This is a genomic window from Undibacterium sp. Jales W-56 (assembly GCF_025548535.1).
Lineage (GTDB): Bacteria > Pseudomonadota > Gammaproteobacteria > Burkholderiales > Burkholderiaceae_D > Undibacterium.
Window position 1 is genome coordinate 296944 of the sequence record NZ_JAJLQW010000006.1, and the last position, 21046, is coordinate 317989.

At 50.0% G+C, this 21046-nt stretch carries 15 protein-coding genes and 1 pseudogene; 5 read left to right on the forward strand and 11 right to left on the reverse strand.

What is annotated here, in order from left to right; all coding sequences use genetic code 11:
- Nucleotides 1-95: 95 nt before the first annotated feature.
- The gene (locus tag LPB67_RS16890; RefSeq protein WP_262838458.1) at nt 96-758 is read right to left on the reverse strand and encodes a glutathione S-transferase; all 663 of its coding nucleotides are present in this window, start codon (nt 756-758) and stop codon (nt 96-98) included.
- A gap of 128 nt (nt 759-886) precedes the next feature.
- On the opposite strand from LPB67_RS16890, the gene LPB67_RS16895 reads away from it, so the two are divergent.
- Nucleotides 887-1459, forward strand: coding sequence for a hypothetical protein (locus tag LPB67_RS16895; RefSeq protein ID WP_262838459.1), 573 nt, complete (start codon nt 887-889; stop codon nt 1457-1459).
- A 49-nt stretch (nt 1460-1508) separates the two neighbouring features.
- On the opposite strand, the gene ubiD is transcribed toward LPB67_RS16895, so the two are convergent.
- Entirely contained in the window at nt 1509-2993 is a 1485-nt protein-coding gene (gene ubiD, locus LPB67_RS16900; protein WP_262838460.1) for a 4-hydroxy-3-polyprenylbenzoate decarboxylase, read from the reverse strand.
- Between the two features lie 493 nt (nt 2994-3486).
- On the opposite strand from ubiD, the gene LPB67_RS16905 reads away from it, so the two are divergent.
- Complete coding sequence (locus LPB67_RS16905) at nt 3487-4425, forward strand: transglycosylase SLT domain-containing protein (protein WP_410482756.1); 939 nt, start codon at nt 3487-3489, stop codon at nt 4423-4425.
- Between the two features lie 73 nt (nt 4426-4498).
- Here the strand turns inward: LPB67_RS16905 and LPB67_RS16910 are convergent, their stop codons facing one another.
- Nucleotides 4499-5407, reverse strand: a complete 909-nt coding sequence (locus LPB67_RS16910) for a LysR substrate-binding domain-containing protein (RefSeq protein WP_262838461.1) — start codon at nt 5405-5407, stop codon at nt 4499-4501.
- Between the two features lie 603 nt (nt 5408-6010).
- On the opposite strand from LPB67_RS16910, the gene LPB67_RS16915 reads away from it, so the two are divergent.
- Entirely contained in the window at nt 6011-6397 is a 387-nt protein-coding gene (locus tag LPB67_RS16915; protein WP_262838462.1) for a DUF3224 domain-containing protein, read from the forward strand.
- Nucleotides 6398-6422: 25 nt separating this feature from the next.
- On the opposite strand, the gene LPB67_RS16920 is transcribed toward LPB67_RS16915, so the two are convergent.
- From LPB67_RS16920 to ribBA, 4 genes are all read right to left on the reverse strand, one after another.
- Nucleotides 6423-7595: a pyridoxal phosphate-dependent aminotransferase gene (locus LPB67_RS16920; RefSeq protein ID WP_262838463.1), complete on the reverse strand. Its 1173-nt coding sequence runs from the start codon at nt 7593-7595 to the stop codon at nt 6423-6425.
- 170 nt (nt 7596-7765) lie between these two features.
- Complete coding sequence (gene nusB, locus LPB67_RS16925; protein ID WP_262838464.1) at nt 7766-8230, reverse strand: transcription antitermination factor NusB; 465 nt, start codon at nt 8228-8230, stop codon at nt 7766-7768.
- A 29-nt stretch (nt 8231-8259) separates the two neighbouring features.
- The gene (ribH, locus tag LPB67_RS16930) at nt 8260-8757 is read right to left on the reverse strand and encodes a 6,7-dimethyl-8-ribityllumazine synthase (protein WP_262838465.1); all 498 of its coding nucleotides are present in this window, start codon (nt 8755-8757) and stop codon (nt 8260-8262) included.
- 117 nt (nt 8758-8874) lie between these two features.
- Nucleotides 8875-9981 carry a bifunctional 3,4-dihydroxy-2-butanone-4-phosphate synthase/GTP cyclohydrolase II gene (ribBA, locus tag LPB67_RS16935; protein WP_262838466.1) on the reverse strand — a complete coding sequence of 369 codons (1107 nt, stop codon included), beginning with the start codon at nt 9979-9981 and terminating at the stop codon, nt 8875-8877.
- A gap of 458 nt (nt 9982-10439) precedes the next feature.
- Here ribBA and LPB67_RS16940 point away from each other — a divergent pair, with 458 nt between their 5' ends.
- Entirely contained in the window at nt 10440-11168 is a 729-nt protein-coding gene (locus tag LPB67_RS16940) for an energy transducer TonB (RefSeq protein ID WP_262838467.1), read from the forward strand.
- Between the two features lie 200 nt (nt 11169-11368).
- On the opposite strand, the gene LPB67_RS16945 is transcribed toward LPB67_RS16940, so the two are convergent.
- Complete coding sequence (locus LPB67_RS16945; RefSeq protein ID WP_262838468.1) at nt 11369-14656, reverse strand: amidohydrolase family protein; 3288 nt, start codon at nt 14654-14656, stop codon at nt 11369-11371.
- Nucleotides 14657-15146: 490 nt separating this feature from the next.
- On the opposite strand from LPB67_RS16945, the pseudogene LPB67_RS19215 reads away from it, so the two are divergent.
- Nucleotides 15147-16985 (forward strand): annotated as a pseudogene (locus LPB67_RS19215) (AMP-dependent synthetase/ligase).
- A gap of 145 nt (nt 16986-17130) precedes the next feature.
- Here LPB67_RS19215 and LPB67_RS16955 read toward each other — a convergent pair.
- The 3 genes from LPB67_RS16955 to LPB67_RS16965 form a co-directional block, all read right to left on the reverse strand.
- The gene (locus LPB67_RS16955; protein ID WP_262838469.1) at nt 17131-18246 is read right to left on the reverse strand and encodes a glycerophosphodiester phosphodiesterase; all 1116 of its coding nucleotides are present in this window, start codon (nt 18244-18246) and stop codon (nt 17131-17133) included.
- A gap of 12 nt (nt 18247-18258) precedes the next feature.
- Entirely contained in the window at nt 18259-20604 is a 2346-nt protein-coding gene (locus tag LPB67_RS16960) for a TonB-dependent receptor (protein WP_262838470.1), read from the reverse strand.
- Between the two features lie 217 nt (nt 20605-20821).
- The coding region (locus tag LPB67_RS16965) for a hypothetical protein (RefSeq protein WP_262838471.1) at nt 20822-21046 on the reverse strand (225 nt) is incomplete at its 5' end.

The following is a 21046-nucleotide window of genomic DNA, read 5'->3' on the forward strand; positions in this document are numbered from 1 at the left end:
CCTCTGGCTTTTCTCTGTGCCTCTGTGTCTCGGTGGTGAGAGATTTCAGGTTGTGCGTAAGCCCTTTTATATTGTTTACTTTTATCGCTCCGGTACTATCTCAAATTAGTTACTTGAGATTTCTCCATCACAGAAATAAACCATGCCGACTGCAGCAAGCCATCCAGCCAGGCAATCAAATGCCGGTACCGGCTCGCATAAAACCACTCGGCATCAACCAGCGCACATTGCCGCACAAACGGCACTATCGCCAGGTCAGCGACACTCAAGCATTCCCCCGTTAAATAAGCGTGTTGTTGCAGGCGCTGATCCAGCAGATCCAGGAACACCTCTGCCCGGTCGCGATAAGTCGTCGCCGGATATTCGGGGAAGCGCTCCGCATATTTATAGCGATCCAGCGCTTGTTTAAACGCACTGTCGTTTTGCTGTATCAATGCCTGCACTTCGGCTGACAATGCCCCGTCAGGCATGAACCATTGCGAGGCTTGATGCTGTGCCAGCGCCCAGCACATGATGTCGAGACTTTGATCGATCACGCGGCCATCGGGCAAAAGCAGGACGGGCACCGTACCTTTGGGGGAATGATCGAGCATCGCCTGCGGCTTATTGCGCAAGCTGACTTCGTGTATCCGCACCTCGACACCGCTCAGCTTGATGGCGAGTCGCGCCCGGATCGCATACGGACAGCGACGGAAGCTATACAGCAAAGCTGTTGCGGGATTGCTTGAAGCATCTTGGCGGTTCGGCGGCATTTTCATGCTTGGTTTCTAAAAACGGATTGCGGGTTTGCATTTAAGTGCAGGCTGCGTACAATGAAACTATAGCTAGCATCTTGATCGTGCGTATTATCGCTGAATATTGAAGCCCCAATCATCAGGACAAATCGATGAAATCTCGCTCATATCGACTCTGTTGCGCTGCGCTATTCATGCTGACACTCAGCGCCTGCGAATCTTTGCTGCCGAACGCCAAGCAAACCTCGGATCTGCCCTGGATTACTTACCAGATCGGCGAGCAGGAGTTTGCGAACATCATTCCTGAAAAAACCACGCTAGCCGATTTACACCGGCGCGGCATCAACCCCAAAGAATCGCCGAATATCGCCCAACTGAATCATGCCGACATCAATCGCCGCCTGGTCGCCAGCGAATCGTCAAATACCAGCCTGATCCCACCCAAAGTCCGCGCCTGCCTGGCCGCGCACACCGCCTGCTATGCGTACGAGATCGAGGAAAAGCATCTGGATAAAAAACGTTATGGAAATTTTTTTAAAGACTTTCTGAATTTTGAACGTAAGGTACAGATCAGCGGCTGGCAGTTCACCGCACTGATCATTATCCAGAACGACGTGGTGGTCTATAAACTCTGGACCGGCAAATCGAATATCCAGCAATTAGAAGATGAAAAAAATCCTTTAGGTCCTCTGCAAGGATTGGGAAACTCATTAATTCATCGCTAGCTGGATACTCCCCCGAGAACGTCAATCCGGTTTGGCTGATTTTGACGTCTTACAAACCCAGCTCCTGCCAGATCGTATCGACGCGCGCCTTGACTGCGGGTGTCATCTGGATGGTCGTACCCCATTCACGGCTGGTTTCACCCGGCCATTTATTCGTCGCATCCAGTCCCATCTTGCTGCCCAGGCCGCTGACCGGCGACGCAAAATCGAGGTAATCGATCGGTGTGTTATCGACCAAAGTCGTATCGCGCAGCGGATCGACGCGGGTGGTAATCGCCCAGATCACTTCTTTCCAGTCGCGGATATTCACATCCTCATCGACTACGATGATGAACTTGGTATACATGAACTGGCGCAAAAAACTCCAGACCCCGAACATCACGCGCTTGGCATGACCGGCATAGGCTTTTTTGATCTGGACTACCGCCATGCGGTAACTACAGCCCTCAGGCGGCAGATAGAAATCGGTGATCTCGCTGAATTGTTTTTGCAGCAAAGGAATGAACACTTCATTGAGTGCGACGCCGAGCACCGCGGGTTCGTCCGGCGGTTTGCCGGTGTATGTGGAGTGATAGATAGGATCGCGACGCATGGTAATGCGGTCTATCGTAAATACAGGGAAGCTGTCCTGCTCATTATAGTAACCGGTGTGATCACCATATGGCCCTTCGAGTGCATGCTCGTAACCGGTCGGATGCGATTCGTCCGGATAGATATGCCCTTCCAGCACGATCTCGGCACTGGCGGGTACGCGCAATTCGCTGCCGATGGCTTTGACCAGTTCGGTACGGCTGCCACGCAATAGCCCTGCGAATTGATATTCCGATAAGCTATCCGGCACTGGCGTAACCGCACCGAGGATGGTGGCGGGATCGGCGCCGAGCGCAACGGCAATCGGATAAGGCTGCCCCTTATTGACAATGCCATGTTCACGAAAATCGAGTGCGCCGCCGCGATGGGCGAGCCAGCGCATGATGACTTTATTGCGCCCCAACACCTGCTGTCTATATATACCCAGATTTTGCCGCTTCTTATAAGGACCCTTGGTAATCACCAGACCCCAGGTAATTAAAGGAGCAACATCACCTGGCCAGCAATGCTGGATCGGCAATTTGGCCAGATCGACATCATTGCCTTCCCAGACGATTTCCTGGCACTTCGCAGCGCGCACCTCTTTCGGCGCCATATCCCAGACGGCTTTGACGAGCGAGCCGAGACCGAGGATATCTTTAAAGTCTTTCGGCGGTTCCGGCTCTTTTAAAGATGAAAGCACCTGCCCAATCTTGCGCAGCTCGCTGATATTGTCGGCTCCCATGCCCATCGCAACCCGGTGCGGCGTGCCGAATAAATTGCCGAGTACCGGGATCGTATGGCCAGTTGGCTGGGTAAATAACAGCGCCGGACCTTCTGCCCGCAAAGTGCGATCGCAGATCTCGGTCATCTCCAGATAAGGTGAAACAGGCATAACTATTTGTTTTAATTCATTTTTTTGTTGAAGCTGAGAAATAAAATCTCTTAAATCTGCATATTTCATGTTTTTTAACTTTTGATGAATTTGAACTTAATAAAGCAAATAACGCTGGCAAGTACTTGATTTCATTATACTTTGCTGCGATGCAGCAGTCATTTATCAGACTTAAAAGTAATGACAATTGATTTCTATAGTATTGACTTGATATAAAACCGACCCTACAATTCGCCCAACTTGATGAAGAGGCTAGAACTCCGGCGCACTCGAACAAAGATTGCAACGCCAAACGGTAACATCATTCACGGGGATCGGGCCCCACATAACATTGTAAGGATTGTTTTCAAAAGGCGACTGCCTTGACCCGAAAATAGTTGTTTGTCACAAGCGAGATTGCGAATCTCCCACCTAAGTTGAGTTACATAAAGCTCAACAGACAAATAACTCCGGCGTCTTTTTGATCGCGCCAGCGACGGAGACGATGTTTCTGATTCGTAGTTTTTTAGTTTGCTGTCGTTGCTACTGAAGCGACAAGCGCTACGAAAGTTCAGGAGGTTAAATGTTTCAAGGTTTTATTTTAGCAGTACAACAAGGCAGCACTCGGCTCGCCGGCAAGACCACCGCACTGACCGTCGCAGCACGCGACACCCGCAGTGGCTTCATGACTACCATGCATCATCTGCTGATGTTGCTGGGTATCTCGTCCATATTCGTTCTTGGCCTGATGTTTATCAAACCGGATCTGGTCGAAAAATTTAAAAAACTCTCTCCGTTTACCGCTGCTGAAGAAAACGTGGCGGAACAGGCAACACCACCAAATCTAGCCATGTTAATGGCAACCCCGGAGCAAGTCGCTCAATCGGATGCCGCCAAAGGCCAGGAACCGACTGAAGAAGACCGCAAAATGCTGGGCAACCAGCGCCAGCAACAATGGGTCACTAACTGGCTGGCAAAACGCTATCGCATCGCTAGCGATGCAACCAATATGCTGGTGTCGGCAAGCTATCTGACAGCACAAGAGATCAAACTTGATCCATTGCTGATCTTGTCCGTGATGGCGATTGAATCGGGCTTGAATCCTTTTGCCGAGAGCCCGGTCGGCGCACAAGGCCTGATGCAAGTCATGTCCAAAGTGCATCACGATAAATTCCAGGAACTGGGCGGCGTCAAGGCGGCCTTGAATCCGGTCGCCAACATCAAGGTCGGAGCATTGATTTTGAAAGACTACGTTTCACGCGGCGGTTCTGTCGAAGCGGGTTTAAAACTATATGTCGGCGCAGCAGCATTTGAGAACGACTCCGGTTATGGTTCACGCGTAATGGCAGAATATCGCCGCCTGAAGGATGTCGCCATGGGTAAAAATGTGCCGACATTCACTTCAGCACCGCCAGCAGCACCTGCACCGCAGAGCCTGCCTGCACCTAAAAGCGAGCCGGTGACCGAGGCGAAGGCAGCAGAGCCGAAACCCGCACCTCCGGAACAAATCGCTAAACTGTAATCAGGGAAGCCAGCGATTTACATCGTCAAGTTTGAAGCCATGGATAGCCGCCTGCATAAGCCTGGCGGCTATTTTATTGTTGAACCCCGAAATCATAATCCTTGGCCACCGTCAATACGGCCTCCCGAAAATCATGCATCAGCGCAGAGCGCTTGCCGCCGCTAGGGCAAGCCAGTACATATTGATGACGGATATCGCTGGAGAACGGACGCACCACCACGCCATTGTTGAGCCACAGCCTGGCACCAAACGGCTCTACAATCGAAACGCCCAGACCATGCGCGACCATGGCATAACGTGTGTGCGAGGTTTGCGTCTTTACCCTGTGAATCGGGCGACTGCCGGCTTCACTCAGCCTGAGTGTCTCTAACTCATAACTCTGCGAGATGATGGGGAAAAAACCGATGATATCTTCGCCATCGAGATCCATCGGCTCTATCACGTCCTTGCTGGTTAAATGGTGGCCGACCGGCATCGCGCACATCACACTCGCCTCCTTGAATATCTCTTGCTCTATCCCCGCCAACGGAGGGAATGCCATGCAAATCGCCATGTCGACTTTTTGATCTTGCAGGCGCACCAGGATCTCGGGCGCGTTTGAACTATCTACCGTAACCGGTACATCTTGATGATATTTAAAGAACTCGCGCAAGATCAGCGGCAAGATCGATGACGACAAGATCGGCAGACAGGCGATCGTGATGCCTTGCGGTGCCTCATTGCGGATATTGCTGGCGACCTGCGACAAACGCTCCAGCCCAAGGAAATTCTCTTCCACCGCGCTATAAAACCGCACCCCCGCCAGCGTCGGCTCGAGCCGCCCTTTGTCGCGATTAAACAACCTGAAGCCGAGCGTTTCTTCTAAATCGGCGATCAAACGGCTAATCGCCGGTTGTGTGATATTCATTTTCCGTGCGGCACCAACGCTGGTGCCTGCAATCATCAGGCAACGAAAGGCCTCGATTTGTCTGAACTGGATCATCGCTTATTCCTTGTTTATCCGGCATTTAAATAGCGCAATATCAACATACTCACCCATGTATTTTTCATATCCGCCCTACAATAAAGCGGAATCAGTACATTAAATATTAAGTTCTAGGGGAGTATGCAAACAATACGGCAAAATATTGCGCTATAAAGTCTCTGCATTTGCACCGTAAATTCGCTTATTAAAAAAATCGGCAAATTTAATTTAAACCCAACGTATAACAAAAATACATGAAGTATGCGAATTTGTTAGTGGACATGATATGACATTTTTGAAATACTTCGTTACCTGATTGTTACAGGATGACAACATTAGGTAAAAGGGTCCAATTTCCCTGCGCCGTTTCGCGTTTATTTTCCGTAATAATTAGCCCACTGACCCACCAATCACGACCTATTGCCCAATCAGGCAATTGTTCACTTTGGCAAGTTCAGTGATACCCACAAGGTGAAAAATCAGCGTGTCTTCGTCTTCCAAAAGCGGATTGACTCACGCTGGCTTGGCTATCCATCAACGCAGCAAGAACGCCAAATGCTGACCGTTGATGAATCAAGTCTGCACACTATTTGTCTGTTGTTTAACAGTATGAGGGAGAATATGCTTGCTTTAGGAACTGTCAAATTAAAAGGGATAGACGAAAAATTCAACCTGCTCACGGGGCTTACCCAGTCCAAAGTGAAGCATCGCTATGCAGGCGATATCGAGGCTGAATCTTGTTTTGAATGCCTGACCTTCTCTGCCACCGCGCAATCTGCGAATTTTGTCGGGCTAGAATATCTGACCGGCAAAATCGGCAATCGCCGTGGCGGGTTTATCTTGCAGCATGTAGGCTGTATTAAATCCGGCAAATCAGAAAGCACACTGAATGTGCTGAGCGGCTCAGGCACAGGCGAACTGGCAGGCATCAAAGGGCATGGCCGCAGCACCTGGAGCGGCATCAATGGCCAGCTCTCTCAGGTGTTACTGGAATATACATTTGATTAAACAAGCGCTAAAAATAAAAATCCCGTCAAGCGGCAGGCCGTGACAAAAATTGCGCGATTCGCCGCACGGCTTCCTGCAGATTTTCCATCGATGTCGCATACGAAATGCGCACATAGCGCCGTGCGCCTGCCGCGCCGAAATCCAATCCAGGTACGATGACCACACCGGCTTGTTGCAATAAATCACGCGTGAACTGATCCGCATCATCAGAAAACCGCGAGCAATCGGCATACACGTAAAACGCGCCGTCCGGCATCACAGGGACAGCAAATCCCAGGGCAGTCAGCGCGGGCACGATGTAGTCACGCCGGCGTTTAAACTCCGCTTTACGCTCCTCATAGACAGCCAGAGCCTCTGGCGAAAAGCAGGCCAGCGCCGCATGCTGGGCAACCGACGAGGCGCAAATAAACAAGTTCTGCGCAAGCTTCTCGATATGCGGAACGATGCGCTCCGGCACCACCAGCCAGCCCAAACGCCAACCCGTCATATTGAAATATTTACTGAAGCTGTTGATCACCACCACATCGTCGTCCAGCGATAATGCAGAAAACGGTGCGCCCTCATACGACAACCCCTGGTAAATTTCATCGACGATGGTGAAGCCGCCGCGCGCTTTGACGGTAGCGATGATTTTCGCCAACTCGTCATGGGCGATTGAAGTGCCGGTCGGATTCGAAGGCGATGCCAGCAAAACGCCTTTAGTTGCCACACCCCAGTGCGCCGCCACCATCGCATCGGATAATTGAAAACGCTGCGCAGGGCCGCTTTCGATCAGGCTCGCCTTACCTTCAAACGCCGCAACGAAATGGCGATTACATGGATAACAAGGATCCGGCATCAAGACCTCGGCACCGGGCTCGACTAAAGCCGCACAAGCCAATAGCAAAGCGGCGGAAGCGCCAGCAGTGACAATGATGCGACTGGCAGGAACCGTCAAGCCGAACGCGTCCAGATAATGCCGGGCAATCGCTTCGCGCAAGGCCGGTACGCCGAGTGCCGAGGTATATTGCAAACGGCCTTCTGCCATCGCTTTGCCGGCGGCATCGATCACCATTTGCGGCGCGGTAAAATCCGGCTCGCCTATCCCCATGTGGATAATATGGCGCCCTTGCGCTTCCAGATCAGCCGCCATTTTGGCTAGCTCCATCACATGAAAAGGAGCTATGTTATCTAAACGGGAGGCGAGATTTTTTTCCATGATGATATTTTTCCGTATTTATCGTTCGACTGGCCTTATCAGGCTCAATCATTATTCAGATCAACGCAAGGCACAAAAAAAACCGCCTTATTCCAGTCAGAAATAAGACGGCTATCTGTGATTCATTGCATCAGGATATGACATCCATCAGAGCTTCATTAAAACGCACATTATTTTCCAGCGTTGATTTCTGCGCTACGTAATTTTGCAGCTAATTTATCCAGCACGCCGTTGACGTACTTATGCCCATCCAAACCGCCGAAGGACTTGGTCAATTCAACCGCTTCATTGATGACGACGCGATAAGGGATCTCGATGTGATGCTTTAATTCGTAAGCACCGATCAATAAGGCAGCGTGTTCGATCGGCGATAATTCTGCAATCGTACGATCAATCAGCGGCGTGATTTCTTCACGTAACTGCACCGACTGGTTGATCGCGCCATGCAACAAGGCGTCAAAATGTTCGCGATCCGCTTTATCGAAACCATGCGCTTCACGGATATGGGCATCGATCACGCCGGAGTCTTCATTATTCAGCAACCACTGATACAAACCTTGCAAGGCGAACTCGCGCGCGCGATGTCTGGGCGAGCGACTTTTGCTCGGATTAGCGTGGGGGGATTTGTTCGTCATCATCATCTCTACTTAATTGTGTGACGCAATCAAGCGTCGTAGCCGGTATCTTCACTGGCTTCCGCCAGCTCTTCCAACGCCAGTGTCAGGTTTGCCATTTCGACGGCAACACGCGCGGCATCGGCGCCCTTCTCTGCCATGCGCACTGCGGCCTGTTCGTCGTTCTCGGTAGTCAGGATCGCATTCGCAATAGGGATGCCGCTGTCTAGGCCAACGCGTGTGATGCCTGCGCCAGATTCATTGGACACCAATTCAAAGTGATAAGTCTCGCCACGAATCACGGCCCCCAATGCGATCAGCGCATCAAATTGATTGGTCTCTGCCAATTTTTGCAAAGCCAGAGGCACTTCGAGTGCGCCGGGAACCGTAACATGCAAAATGTCTTCGTTCAGCACGCCCAGGCGTGTCAGCTCGGCCAGGCAGGCGGACAGCAAGCCATTACCCACCGTCTCGTTGAAACGAGCTTGTACGATACCCACGCGCACACCGGCGCCGTCCAGATTTGATTCGTAATGTCCTACCGTCATGATCTTCCCTTTTTGCGCTGATGCGCTGCTATGTCATTATTCAATTATGAGTGGCAACTACCACTCGGGTATTTTTTGTGCTGGCTTACTGGTTTTAATTGAGCTTGATTGGCTTTATCAAGGTTTATCCATATAGCCAACCACCTCAAGGTCAAAGCCTGTCATGGATGGCATTTTTCTCGGATTCGCCAACAATTTCATACGGCCGACGCCGACATCTTTCAAAATCTGCGCACCGATGCCGTAGTTACGCAAATCCATACGCGCTGCCCTGCCTTGCGGGCGGGCATCCGGCGTATTCAATGCCTTAAATTGATCGAACATCTGCTCGGCAGTTTCTTCGCAATTCAATAATACGATGACGCCGCAGTTGGATGCCTGCACTGCCGCCATTGCCGTCGCCACATTCCATGAGTGGGTCGTGATTTTACTTTCCAGCAGATCGAGAATCGAGACCGGCTGATGGACCCGTACCAAGGCTTCTTTATCCCGCGTAATATCGCCGTGCACCAGGGCCAGATGCGCAGCGCCGCTAGGCTTATCACGATACACGACGGCATTAAAACTGCCATGAACGGTTTGCATTTCGCGCTCGGCGACACGCTCGACAATACACTCGGTCTGGCTGCGATAGTGAATCAGATCAGCGATGGTGCCAATTTTCAAACCATGTTCTCTGGCGAATTCCATCAAATCCGGCAAGCGCGCCATGGTGCCATCGTCCTTCATGATCTCGCAGATGACCGCCGCTGGCGTCAGTCCTGCCAGATCAGCCAGATCGCAACCGGCCTCGGTATGCCCGGCGCGCATCAGTACACCGCCCTTTTGCGCCTTCAGCGGGAAAATATGACCGGGCTGAACGATGTCATTCGCCGTCATTTTCTTATCGACTGCCACCTGAATGGTGCGGGCACGATCTGCCGCAGAAATACCGGTAGTCACCCCCTCGGCAGCTTCGATTGAGACGGTGAAATTAGTGCCATAGGCGGTACCGTTACGACTCGACATCATCGCCAAATTCAGCTCATCGCAACGCTCTTCAGTCAAAGTCAGACAAATCAGGCCACGACCGAATTTCGCCATGAAGTTAATCGCTTCCGGCGTCACAAATTCGGCGGCCAACACCAGATCCCCTTCGTTTTCTCGATCTTCTTCATCGACCAGTATCACCATGCGGCCAGCGCGCAATTCTTCGACGATTTCTTGGGTATTTGACATGCTCATGAGAATTTCCTAGACGGTGTACTGCTCGCCGCATCCGACTTGCGCGACTGAATGTATTAACCCTCTATTGTAATGGATTTAGCCTGCTATACAGAATGGCAATTGACAATACCGGACTAACTTTGCGCTATATTAGGTTAATCAAGTCAAAAAGATCTGTTAAATGAATATAAAATTTATATTTATACCATCAATATTTTGCAGGAAATTCAAATACCCAAATTTGGCACAATTCCTGCTCAACAATGTGAACCAGCGTTGTTTTAATTTAGATATTGCTCAAGCTGCTGACTCATGTCAGCATTGATATTTACATTTTGAATGTAATCTTAGCCTTTGTAGCAATATTACAGTGCATTTGCATAAACAAAAAAACAGGAAATCGCATTACTTCAGTGCAAAAAAAATAATCATGCTTGAAGACTTGGCGACATTAGCTGTTTTTAATGAGGAGCATCATGAATAAGGTAGTACAAAACGAGATGAAAAGATTTTGTGTTCTGCTGTTCAATGTATGTTGTACAAGCATGCTAGTCACCGCATGCCAGAAAAGCCCACCCCCGGAACAGGTTGCAAGCGCGCCCGTAGCTGAACCAGTTTCATCGCAGCCTACAGGGCTGGTTAAAAATGCGATACGGCATACCGAAGAAACTGCCGACGTCACCAGATGGATGGATCAGGCATCGACTAAAACTGCCGCCCAGATGGCATTAGAAGAAAAACAGGCAAAAGAAGCGAAGGAGGTCAAACTCGCAGCAGAAGCCAAAGCACTAGCAGCAAAAACGGCACTCAACTCCCCACGCGACTCCGTCAAAGCTGTCGCAGCATCGATTGCACAAACTCCGGCGGCCGTGCCAAAAGCCGTTGAAATACCGGTAGCGCCGGTCGTCGCCGTGGCACCGTCTAAGCCAGTTCCGATCGCAGAGCCGGTCGCACTGAAACTGATTTCCAGTGTCCAGCCGCGCTTTCCTAAAAGTGCTGAGAAACTGGGCGTCACCGAAGGCACGGTCACCGCTCGTATTCATATCGAAACCGATGGCAAAGTATCGGGTGTCGACATTATTCAGGCAAAGCCAGCAAAACACTTTGCGCCAGAAGTGATTGCCGCCGCTTCACAATGGAAATATGCACCGATCGCCAGTCCGCAAACCAAGATTTTGGAATTCAACTTCAAGCTGGATAATTGATCGGCTAGCGTCACTTTTAGTCAGGGCCAAAATCTAAAAAAGCTGCAAGTTGCTAATGCCGTACAGTTAAGCCGTAAACGTAAAATCGTCATCCCTGCGCAGGCCGGAATGACGAAGCGAAGTGTACGGCTTTACCGCACTTGCGGCTATTTTCCTTTGAGTCTCTGGTTAAGACGATACCTGCGCTATTTCAGCACTCATCAATGCCCGTGTCCGTCGCCATGTCCGATCGCATCGACCGGCATTCCAGCACCGTCCTTCCCTTCAAAAAAGAAAGGTTTGCGCGCTTTCGGAGTGGCGCCGACTTCATTCATCGTCGCAGATTCATACAAACGTCCATTCAACATGACATGCGATATCTTGTCGGATTGGCGGATATCTTTCAAAACATCGCCATCAATCATGACCAGGTCGGCCAGCTTGCCCGATTCCAGTGAACCGATATCTTTGTCCATACCCAGATATTTTGCGCCATTCAAGGTAGCAACCCGGATTGCCTCGAGTGAACTCATGCCGCCGCGTCCCAGAGTCCACATTTCCCAGTGCGCACCCAGGCCTTCACGCTGACCATGTGCACCGAGATTGACCGGCACGCCAGCGCGCTGCAATTCAGTCGCAGTACGCGCGATATTAAAAACATTGAAATCTTCTTCGGGTGCAGTTTCACGCCTGACGCTGCGCGACTCCAATACGCTGCGCGGCACATAGCGCGACAACAGCGGATGCTTCCAGACATCGGTATGGGCATACCAATAATGCTCGCCATCCAGACCGCCATAACCGACAATCAGGGTTGGCGTATATCCGACCTTGGTCTGCGACCACAACTGCTTGACGTCGTCATAGGCATTGGCGACCGGAATCGCATGCTCGATACCGGTATGGCCGTCGATCACCATACTCATATTATGTTGAAACAACGAGCCGCCTTCCGGCACCACCATCATGCCTGTCTGACGTGCCGCCTCCAAAACCTGCTGCCTTTGTTCGCGACGCGGCTGGTTATAACTTTTAACCGAGATCGCACCAGCCGCTTTCAAGCGCTTCAGGTGAGTTAAGGCATCATCAAGATTATTCACCAGCGCACTGACATTCGCCTTGGCGCCGTACAAAATAGTTCCTGTTGAAAAAATACGCGGTCCCACGATTTTGCCTGCGCGTTGCAATTCACTCTGGCTGAAAATCTCCGCGGTATCATTCGACGGATCATGTAAAGTCGTGACGCCGAATGCCAGTGACGCGTAGTTGATCCAGCTCTGCTGAGGAATAATTTCACTCTCACCCATACCGCCATGCCAGTGCACATCGACAATGCCCGGGATAATCGTTTTACCCGTAGCGTCGATCTGCGTGGCACCTGCCGGCACCGCGATGTCAGCGACTTTACCGACGGAGACGATACGATTTTCCTTGATGACGATGCGACCGTTTTCGATCACCTCATCGCCCTTCATCGTGACAATCCTGGCACCTGAAATCACCGTAGTTGCCGTCGGCTTGTTGGCTTTTTCCTGGAAACCGATTTTCAGACCAGCCTCGACCGGTTTGCTTGCCTCTTTAGGAGAATCAGGCAAGAACGTGAAGGCATTCTTCAACTCAGAGCTGAATAACTCGTCACCCAGCGCAAAATGAATCTTGCTGCTATCGCCAGACCAGTGTACGTAGTCACCCGCATTCACATCCAATTGCTTGACCGGCAAACCATCCATTTTCTGACCGATAGTAATCGGCTTACCCGCCATCGGCAGCGGCGTGACAAAGGTGTGAAAACGCTCGCCAAACGCCAGCCAGTTGCCATCTGGCGAGATGCTGAAATCACTCGTGAATTCGCCTTTGGCAACCGCCTGCTCTTCGTTTTTATTGAGATCAATTCTGATTAAAGACGTGCTCCAGTCCACCTCGCCGGAACGCTGCATTCTCGACACATAGATATAGTCGTTATCTTTGCCGTATTGCGGCGCAGAGCCATCGTCGGTGAGGAGTCGCGGTGTTGATTTACCATCCGCATTCACAACAAAGACTCCCGTTTCAAGCCCATACCAAGGCGAAGTCAGGTAACCGCCGCGCGACTTCTCATACGTCACCTGCTTGCCATCGGGCGAGAACTGCGGAGACAGGTATTTACCCGGTTTCTTCGTCAGGATAGTTTCCTGACCATTACGAATATCGATGCTGCGGACTGAACCAAGTTGTTCGTCACTCCAGGTTGTGAAGACAACGCTCCGACCGTCACGAGAAAAACGTGGGAAAAATTCAAAATGATCCTGCTGCCTGGTCAGTCGCTGCGACGTGCCGTTTGGCAGGTCGCGGATATACAATTGTCCCAGTGCCGAATACACGACTTTGTCGCCCTGCGGCGAAACATTCACCCAACGCAATTGATGCACATCAAACTTGTCCGGCGCCACCGCCGTATCGAAGCGCAATGCGGGACGAATTTCTCTGGTGTCTTTAACGTGAAATGCAATTTCTTTCGAGGTTTTCGCAAACGGGTCAACCTGCCAGAGCCTGCCCTTCGCCCACACCACCAACTGCTTACTCCCCGGTAGCCAGCTAATCGATGGATACACGCCATGCACGGCCCAGGTCTCTTGCATATCACGCTCTAATTCGCTCCATGCAAGCTTCTCTTCCCCGGTTTCCAGATTTTTCAAAAACAAAGTACTTTGATTGCGCACCCGGCGTACAAACGCCAGATATTTACCATCGGGCGACGGGCTAGGACGCACGGCGCCGCCGGGTCCGCTGACGAAGGCCTTGGTCTTACCGTCTTTTAAATCCTTACGAAAAATCTGATAAATCTGCGTATTTGAATTCTTGTTATATTCAAATACATTGCCAGGCGTCGTATCCTGAGAATAATAGACATAGCGCCCATCCGGTGAAAATGCCGGTTCGCCCAGATCCTTTTGCCAGTTCGGCTTTTCATTCAGCTGCACACCAGCACCGCCGCCAACGTGATACAACCAGATTTCGCCAGAACCCAGTGAACGTGTCCCTGTGAAGTGCTTACGCGCTGCAATGTACTGACCATTCGGATGCCAGACCGGATTATTCAATAAACGAAAATCTTCCTTCGTCAACGCATGGGCGTTAGTCCCGTCCACGTTCATGATCCAGATATTGTCACCACCTCCTGCATCGGACATATAGGTCAATTGTTTTCCATCTGGCGAAAAGCGCGCCTGCATTTCCCAGGCGATGCTGTGGGTCAAAGCCTTCGCTTCGCCACCTTCGATCGGCAACAGATATAAATCTCCCAGCAGATCAAACACAATTTGTTTGCCATCGGGACTGACATCGACACTCATCCAGGTACCGGTCCTGGTATCGATATCGACGGTTGAAGCCGTGCCGGCAGGTGCATTCACATCCCATTTTTTCTTGGCATCCGCAGCGTCTTTATTCACCTCCGCAGCGATACTGAGGGCACTGCATAAAATGAAAAATAAGGCGCTGCCTATCTGTATTTTTTTAAGCGTTTGCATCTGGTCTCCGTCGGATCTGGAATGGTGAGTAGTTAGTGGGTTAGTGGTAAACAGGCTTTGGTAAATAGACTTAGCGACAAAATGACAGGTTACGTGTCCAGCTTGACAAGGACAACCGTGCAACACAAATCGACTCCAGATTGTTGCCTCAAGACAGGCGAAAGTCTAGTCAGAAATGACTAAAATGAAGCGCATTTAAATAAAAACCATAATGTTCTGTTTTAAACAGTTTCGACCAACGATAATTTTACAAATCAAGATAAATCTTTTTAATCTATTGCCATTGAGCTTTTGCAAAAGATATTCCCTGCTTTAACGACATCGGGTTTATCTATCTGCCATACTGACCAACGGCTAACTGTTAAAGTAGCGGGTAGTAGCTGGTCTAATATAAATTATTTGCGTAAAGGAGAGTAATCGATGTTCCTCTCAGCACCAATACGGCAGGTCATTCATCACAGCTCAACCCTATTATTTTTCTCGTATGACTATGTCCAATTCAAGCTCGTCAATTCAAACCACGCCGTTGTCTGAACTCCAAACTCTGCCGGCACTTTTTTCCTGGCGGGTGCAGCAAACACCAGCCGCTGAGGCATACCGGCAATACGACGAAGCCACCGCGCAATGACAAAGCTATTCCTGGCAACAAACTAACGAGCGCGTAGCCGGCTTTATCCAAGCGCTTTCCGGACTGGGATTGGCGTCCGGGTCACGCATTGCGATCTTGCTGCCAAACGGCTTGCACGCCGTCTGCATAGATCAGGCAAGCCTGGCACTTGCCTATGTACCGGTGCCTATGCATGCGCTGGATAACCCGGCCAGCATCGCCTATATCCTGAACGATAGCGATGCGTCTTTGTTGATCGCCGCTAGTGATCAACAGTGGAAAGCAATTGCCGGAGCAGGTCTGGATTTACCCGCATTGCGTCAAGTCGTTGTACTGGAAAAATCCCTACCCGCATCTACCCAGTCTTCATCGATTCCGATATTGACTTTAGAAGAATGGCTGGCTGCCGGTCGCAATAATCAACCAACTCAACACGCGCCCGCGGCGACTGATCTTGCCGCGCTGGTCTACACATCGGGCACAACGGGCAAACCAAAAGGCGTCATGCTGACGCACACCAATGTGATGTCGAATGTCAAAGCCGTGGTGCAGCGCGTCGCACCAGTGATCAGCGATGTCTTTCTCTCTTTCCTGCCGCTCTCTCATACATTCGAGCGCACTGCTGGTTATTACCTGCCTATCGCGGCAGGAGCTTGTGTTGCATTTTCGCGCTCAGCGAAACAATTGCCGCAAGATTTGATTGAGGTGCGGCCGACAATTTTGATTTCAGTGCCGAGAATCTATGAACGTGTCTTCAGTGCGATACAAAATAAACTCGCGACGTCTCAACTGCAGTCCTAGCTGTTTAACACTGCAATTACAATCGGCTGGCGCAGATTCTGCCGTGCGCAAGGCAGTTTATCGGATGGCGCATTGAAAGCGGCGATCGATGCATCAAGCTGGTTGATTTTCGATCAGTTGGTTGCCAAAAAATTGATGGCTCAGTTCGGCGGTCGCCTGCGAGTTGCTGTCAGCGGCGGTGCTGCGCTGTCATCGGCAATCTCGCATTGCTTTCTGGGATTGGGCATCCCTATCGTCCAGGGTTACGGCATGACCGAAACCGCACCGGTAGTCGCGTTTAACGCACCCGATGACAACAACCCCGCAACTGTCGGACGCCCTGTCGCTGAAGTAGAAGTCAAAATTGGAGAAAACGCTGAACTGCTGGTGCGTGGTCCGAACGTCATGCGCGGCTACTGGAAACGTGACGAGGACACAGCAAAAGCATTCATCGATGGCTGGCTACGCACTGGCGATCAGGCCGCAATAGAATCCGGTCGGATCCGCATTCTGGGTCGCGTCAAAGAAATCATCGTGACATCAACTGGGGAAAAGATCGCCCCGGTCGATTTGGAATTGGCAATCACCAATGACTCGGTATTCGAGCAGGCCTATGCTTTTGGAGAAAATCATCCGTTTATTGCCTGCGCCGTGGTGCTCAATCAAGGTTATTGGAACGAATTGGCCAACTCATTGGATCTGAATCCAAATGATGCCAGCAGCCTGCAATCTGCCAGTGCAGTTGAAGCCGTGGTCAGACGCATACGAGGATTGACAGCGACGTTCCCTTATTACGCACAACCAAAAGCTGCAATCCTCAGTCTGGAACCATGGACGATAGAAAATACGCTGATCACGCCAACGCTTAAACTAAAGCGCAATAATCTGGCGAACTATTTTGCACAAAGTATGCAAGAAATTTATTCACGCAAAACAAATTAATCTTTGTCCGAATCTACTGCGATTTCCTTGCGCTGTTTCGCGTCATTGAAATTCAGACTGCGCACCATCTCGCATCGGGCAGATAGTGCACAGTCTATTCAGGAGCACTACTTCGATCGCTGGAGTAAGCCCTTCACAACTTGATTCAGCCAATAATCGCTTTACGTCCGACCGCAGAATCATCTGAGAAAAACCCATCGATACCTGCTTCAATATAATGTCGGATCTCAGCAATTGCTCCTATCTCATTGCGTGCGTTATCGCCATTACCATCTCTGAAATTGGCCGCCAGAAAGCAATTCTCAGGGCGGAAAGTCCAGGTATGGACTAGCAAGCCGGCATCATGTGCATCACTGATGATAGCGCTTGGCTTACCCAACTTGCCATCGCTGAGTAAGGGGATCAAGGCACGCGTTGGTGGTGCAACGACATCAGCATAACGGGCAATCTCACGCAATCCTGTCTTGGATGACATTTTTCCGAAACTTAAATCACCACCTGCAGCAACCACATCGGCCGGCCGGATATCACCTTCGGCAACCAATTGCATCAATCGGATATTGTTTTTTTTGCCGATGACGCCACGGATATACTTCAGGTTCGTCACCTCAAACGACTGAATTTCAAGCGGACAGCGTTGCGTATATTCGTGCTCGGTCAGGCTTTTCAAGAAACGATCTTCAAGCGGCAATCCCGCCTTGGCAAAATAAGTCGAGTGCTTCAACTCAGGTATGAGTCCAATCAATCTGCCGGCTGTAGCTGATTCTGCTGCGGCGAAATCGATGATCTCATCCCAGGTCAAGACCTGAAACATACCATCATAAAAAGTATTTTGCGGACGGATTTTAGGCAAGCGCTCAATAGCTCGTAAAGACTTCAGTTCGCTCAACGTGAAATCATCACAAAACCAGCCGGTATGCGTACGCCCATCGATAGTTTTGGTCGTACGTTTGGAAGCGAATTCCGCACGTTGCGAGACGTCAGTTGTCTCGTCCAGAATGGCCTCATGTCGCGCGACCAGGATGCCGTCTTTGGTGCTGACCAGATCAGGTTCGATATAATCAGCACCGTCGGCGATCGCCTTGGAATACGACGCTAAAGTATGCTCAGGCCGCAGTGCCGACGCACCGCGATGAGCAAATAATTCCACTTTACGCGCAGGGCTGGCGAAGACCTGGGAAGCAACACCGGCGGTATTCAAGGACAAAATACTGCCGCTCAGCGCCGCTGTTTTTAAAAAAGAACGACGATCAAAGTTCATTGCTTCTTTCTATTAAAAATCTGCGCCGACGGTCACGAAGAACTGACGCGGTGCGATCGGAAATGTATTGTAAGTACCGTTAGCGGCACCTACTACAACCACGGAATCGCCTTTTACCTGATTCAGATTTGTGACATTGAGGCGTACCCTGGCATTTTTTATGAAATTATTTGGGGCTACTGGAATTTTTGCATTTACACCAAGGTTCAACATGAAGTAACTGTCAACCGACAAATCATTGGTATAGGTTGCATAACGCTTGCCCACGTAATCACCAATCAATTGCATCTCGATATCGCCAAATGTCGCAGATGCCACAAACTTATTCATCCATTCTGGGCTGCCAGGAACTTTTTTACCGGATGTCGCAACCAGCGCTTTTCCGTTATTATAGTCATCTGCATAGACGGAGCGATTGTATGACAGCGCATTATAGAAACTAAAGTTTCGCCCGAAATGCAAAGTGCCAGCCAGATCAATACCATCCGTCGTCACACTACCTACGTTGGCAAGAATGGGGTTACCGCCGATGATGGAAGAGATCACTGGCGTAGGACTGATTTGCAATAAACGATTACTAAAGTCAACGTGATAAATCGTGACTTGACCATCAATTTTATTCAATGGGCCGAGATCCAGATTACGTTTACCGCGCAGACCTGCCTCATACGTCAATGAAGTTTCTGGCTGCGCAGTATTTTTAAATAGGTCAAAAGCCGATTGGCTCGCCAGGCTCCATGGGGATGCTCCGCCAGCGCCATAGGTTACGAATTGACGCATATTTTTTTGGACGTTCACAAACAACTGATCACGCGCACTGAGATCCCACAACATACCGACTTGTGGCAAGAACCATTTTTTGGTATCAATCTCACCGACAGGCAAAGCTAAGGAACCACCCGAGATCGCACCTGCGCGAGGTTGTACCGGAAAGTCGCCTTTAGCATATTGCAGACTCGATTTAAAACCGGCCTGCAATACCATGTCTGGGCGGACGCGCCACTCATCTTGCAAATGCAATTGAATGACATTGTTGCGGATTTCACTGCCATATTGCGTAATCAAAGGATTGCTTGGGCGATCATAAGGAGAACTAGGCTTATTCACATCCAGCGGATACCAGCGACGATAGGCCGATGATTGATTATGCTCCCACCAGCCGCCAAACTCGATTTGATGATGACCGAACTCCGTACGTAAATTAGAGATCAATCCTGAGCGATGAATATCATATTCTGTTGTGCGAGTCGCATAGCCGGAATTGCCAAAGACACTCTTCAAATTCTGATTCGGAAAATAAACACTGAACAAAGCCGGCAAACCAGCTGCGCCAATCGGACCGGCGACCACCCCTACGCCGTCATCACGATGGAAATACGCCTGGTTTGACCAAACGGTCGATTCATTGATATTCAAATCGTATTTGGCATACGTCAAAATATCCTTACGTTGCGCATCGCTATAGTAGTTACGATAGTTCGCGCCATCTGCTGCCGGTGTTGCACCGGTTGGCGATAAATACGCTAATGCAGCAGGAAAATCCGGATACAAAAATGGACGTGTATAAGGGGCACTGGTCTCGCCAGCAACATGCACAGTACTATCTTCGTTCGGTTCTATCTTGTCGTTGTAGTTGAAATAGAACGTCAGTTTACCGGAAGGTTTATTGCTGACGAATTTAGCATTCAGTTGTTTACCGCCTTGCTTGCCATCGAAATCCCAAGCACGGGCATCCTGACGCATGACCGAAATATATGCGGCATTCCCTTCGCCAAAGTTACCAGTATCAAACCTGGCATACGTACGCGAGGTACTATAACTACCAAAAGTTTGCTCTATGCTGGTCTTTTGTTTGGCCAAAGGATCGCTGCTGAATACTTCAATAGTGCCGCCAAGATTGCTGGTAGAAGGTGTCGCCAGATTACCGGCACCGGAAGACAGAATCACATTCCTGACGTTTTCACTGATCACGGCACGTTGTGGCGACAAACCATTGTAATTACCGTAATTCTGGTCGCCGAGAGGTACGCCATCCATGGTGTAACCGAGCTGTTGTCCGTTAAATCCATGCACAAACAATGAAAGATTTTGCTCGTTATTACCCCATGGATCCGCTGTCGCAAACGTCACACCGGGCAAGGTCTGCAAGGACTTTACCGGATTAATACCCGGCAGAATTTTTTGTATTTCGCTACCTCTGAGAGATACCGCTGAACGGGTAGTCTGTGATGAAATTTCGACGGTCGCAATCGCACCATCTGTCTTGTCATTTTTATTGTTGTCAACATTGGCGTTAATTGATTGTGCACCGACGGGCTGCGCAAAAACAAATAAGCAAGCCGTTGAAACAACCATCATTGTTGGCGACGGCTGTGTAATAAATTTTTTCTTAAAGTTAATAGATCTCATTGGGTTCTCGTGATGAGCTTGAAAATTAGAATAGACAGACAAACTGTCAACGCCGTCGCAGCATAGTTAACTTTTGTGACGATGGAATGACGATATCCAGAGATGTCGAAAATAAGTAATTAAGAAAAATAGAATTGATTCAGTTTGGAGCAGAATGCACAGCCGCTCAACGGCGGTGTGAAGCATCCGAATCCTGGCGTGAATTACGCGGTCTTGAAGGCGGGGTATGCGTTTTAGCCCGGTCGGTGAGCGAACGAGAATCAAACAGGGAGAAGAAGGAGAAGAAGGCAAAAAAAGAAGGCGCTGCGGCTCCTTTTTTTACGTTCTGGATGGACAGTATAGAAGTCCGGAGATTGCCGTTCTGTAAAAGCAAAAGCCCCCAACTCGTTGG

Coding starts and splice junctions, on each gene's coding strand:
- LPB67_RS16890 (WP_262838458.1), bottom strand. CDS start 758: ATGAAAATGCCGCCGAACCGCCAAGATGCTTCAAGCAATCCCGCAACA.
- nusB (WP_262838464.1), bottom strand. CDS start 8,230: ATGACGAACAAATCCCCCCACGCTAATCCGAGCAAAAGTCGCTCGCCC.
- LPB67_RS16905 (WP_410482756.1), top strand. CDS start 3,487: ATGTTTCAAGGTTTTATTTTAGCAGTACAACAAGGCAGCACTCGGCTC.
- LPB67_RS16920 (WP_262838463.1), bottom strand. CDS start 7,595: ATGGAAAAAAATCTCGCCTCCCGTTTAGATAACATAGCTCCTTTTCAT.
- LPB67_RS16945 (WP_262838468.1), bottom strand. CDS start 14,656: ATGCAAACGCTTAAAAAAATACAGATAGGCAGCGCCTTATTTTTCATT.
- ribBA (WP_262838466.1), bottom strand. CDS start 9,981: ATGAGCATGTCAAATACCCAAGAAATCGTCGAAGAATTGCGCGCTGGC.
- ubiD (WP_262838460.1), bottom strand. CDS start 2,993: ATGAAATATGCAGATTTAAGAGATTTTATTTCTCAGCTTCAACAAAAA.
- LPB67_RS16955 (WP_262838469.1), bottom strand. CDS start 18,246: ATGAACTTTGATCGTCGTTCTTTTTTAAAAACAGCGGCGCTGAGCGGC.
- ribH (WP_262838465.1), bottom strand. CDS start 8,757: ATGACGGTAGGACATTACGAATCAAATCTGGACGGCGCCGGTGTGCGC.
- LPB67_RS16895 (WP_262838459.1), top strand. CDS start 887: ATGAAATCTCGCTCATATCGACTCTGTTGCGCTGCGCTATTCATGCTG.
- LPB67_RS16940 (WP_262838467.1), top strand. CDS start 10,440: ATGAATAAGGTAGTACAAAACGAGATGAAAAGATTTTGTGTTCTGCTG.
- LPB67_RS16910 (WP_262838461.1), bottom strand. CDS start 5,407: ATGATCCAGTTCAGACAAATCGAGGCCTTTCGTTGCCTGATGATTGCA.
- LPB67_RS16960 (WP_262838470.1), bottom strand. CDS start 20,604: ATGATGGTTGTTTCAACGGCTTGCTTATTTGTTTTTGCGCAGCCCGTC.
- LPB67_RS16915 (WP_262838462.1), top strand. CDS start 6,011: ATGCTTGCTTTAGGAACTGTCAAATTAAAAGGGATAGACGAAAAATTC.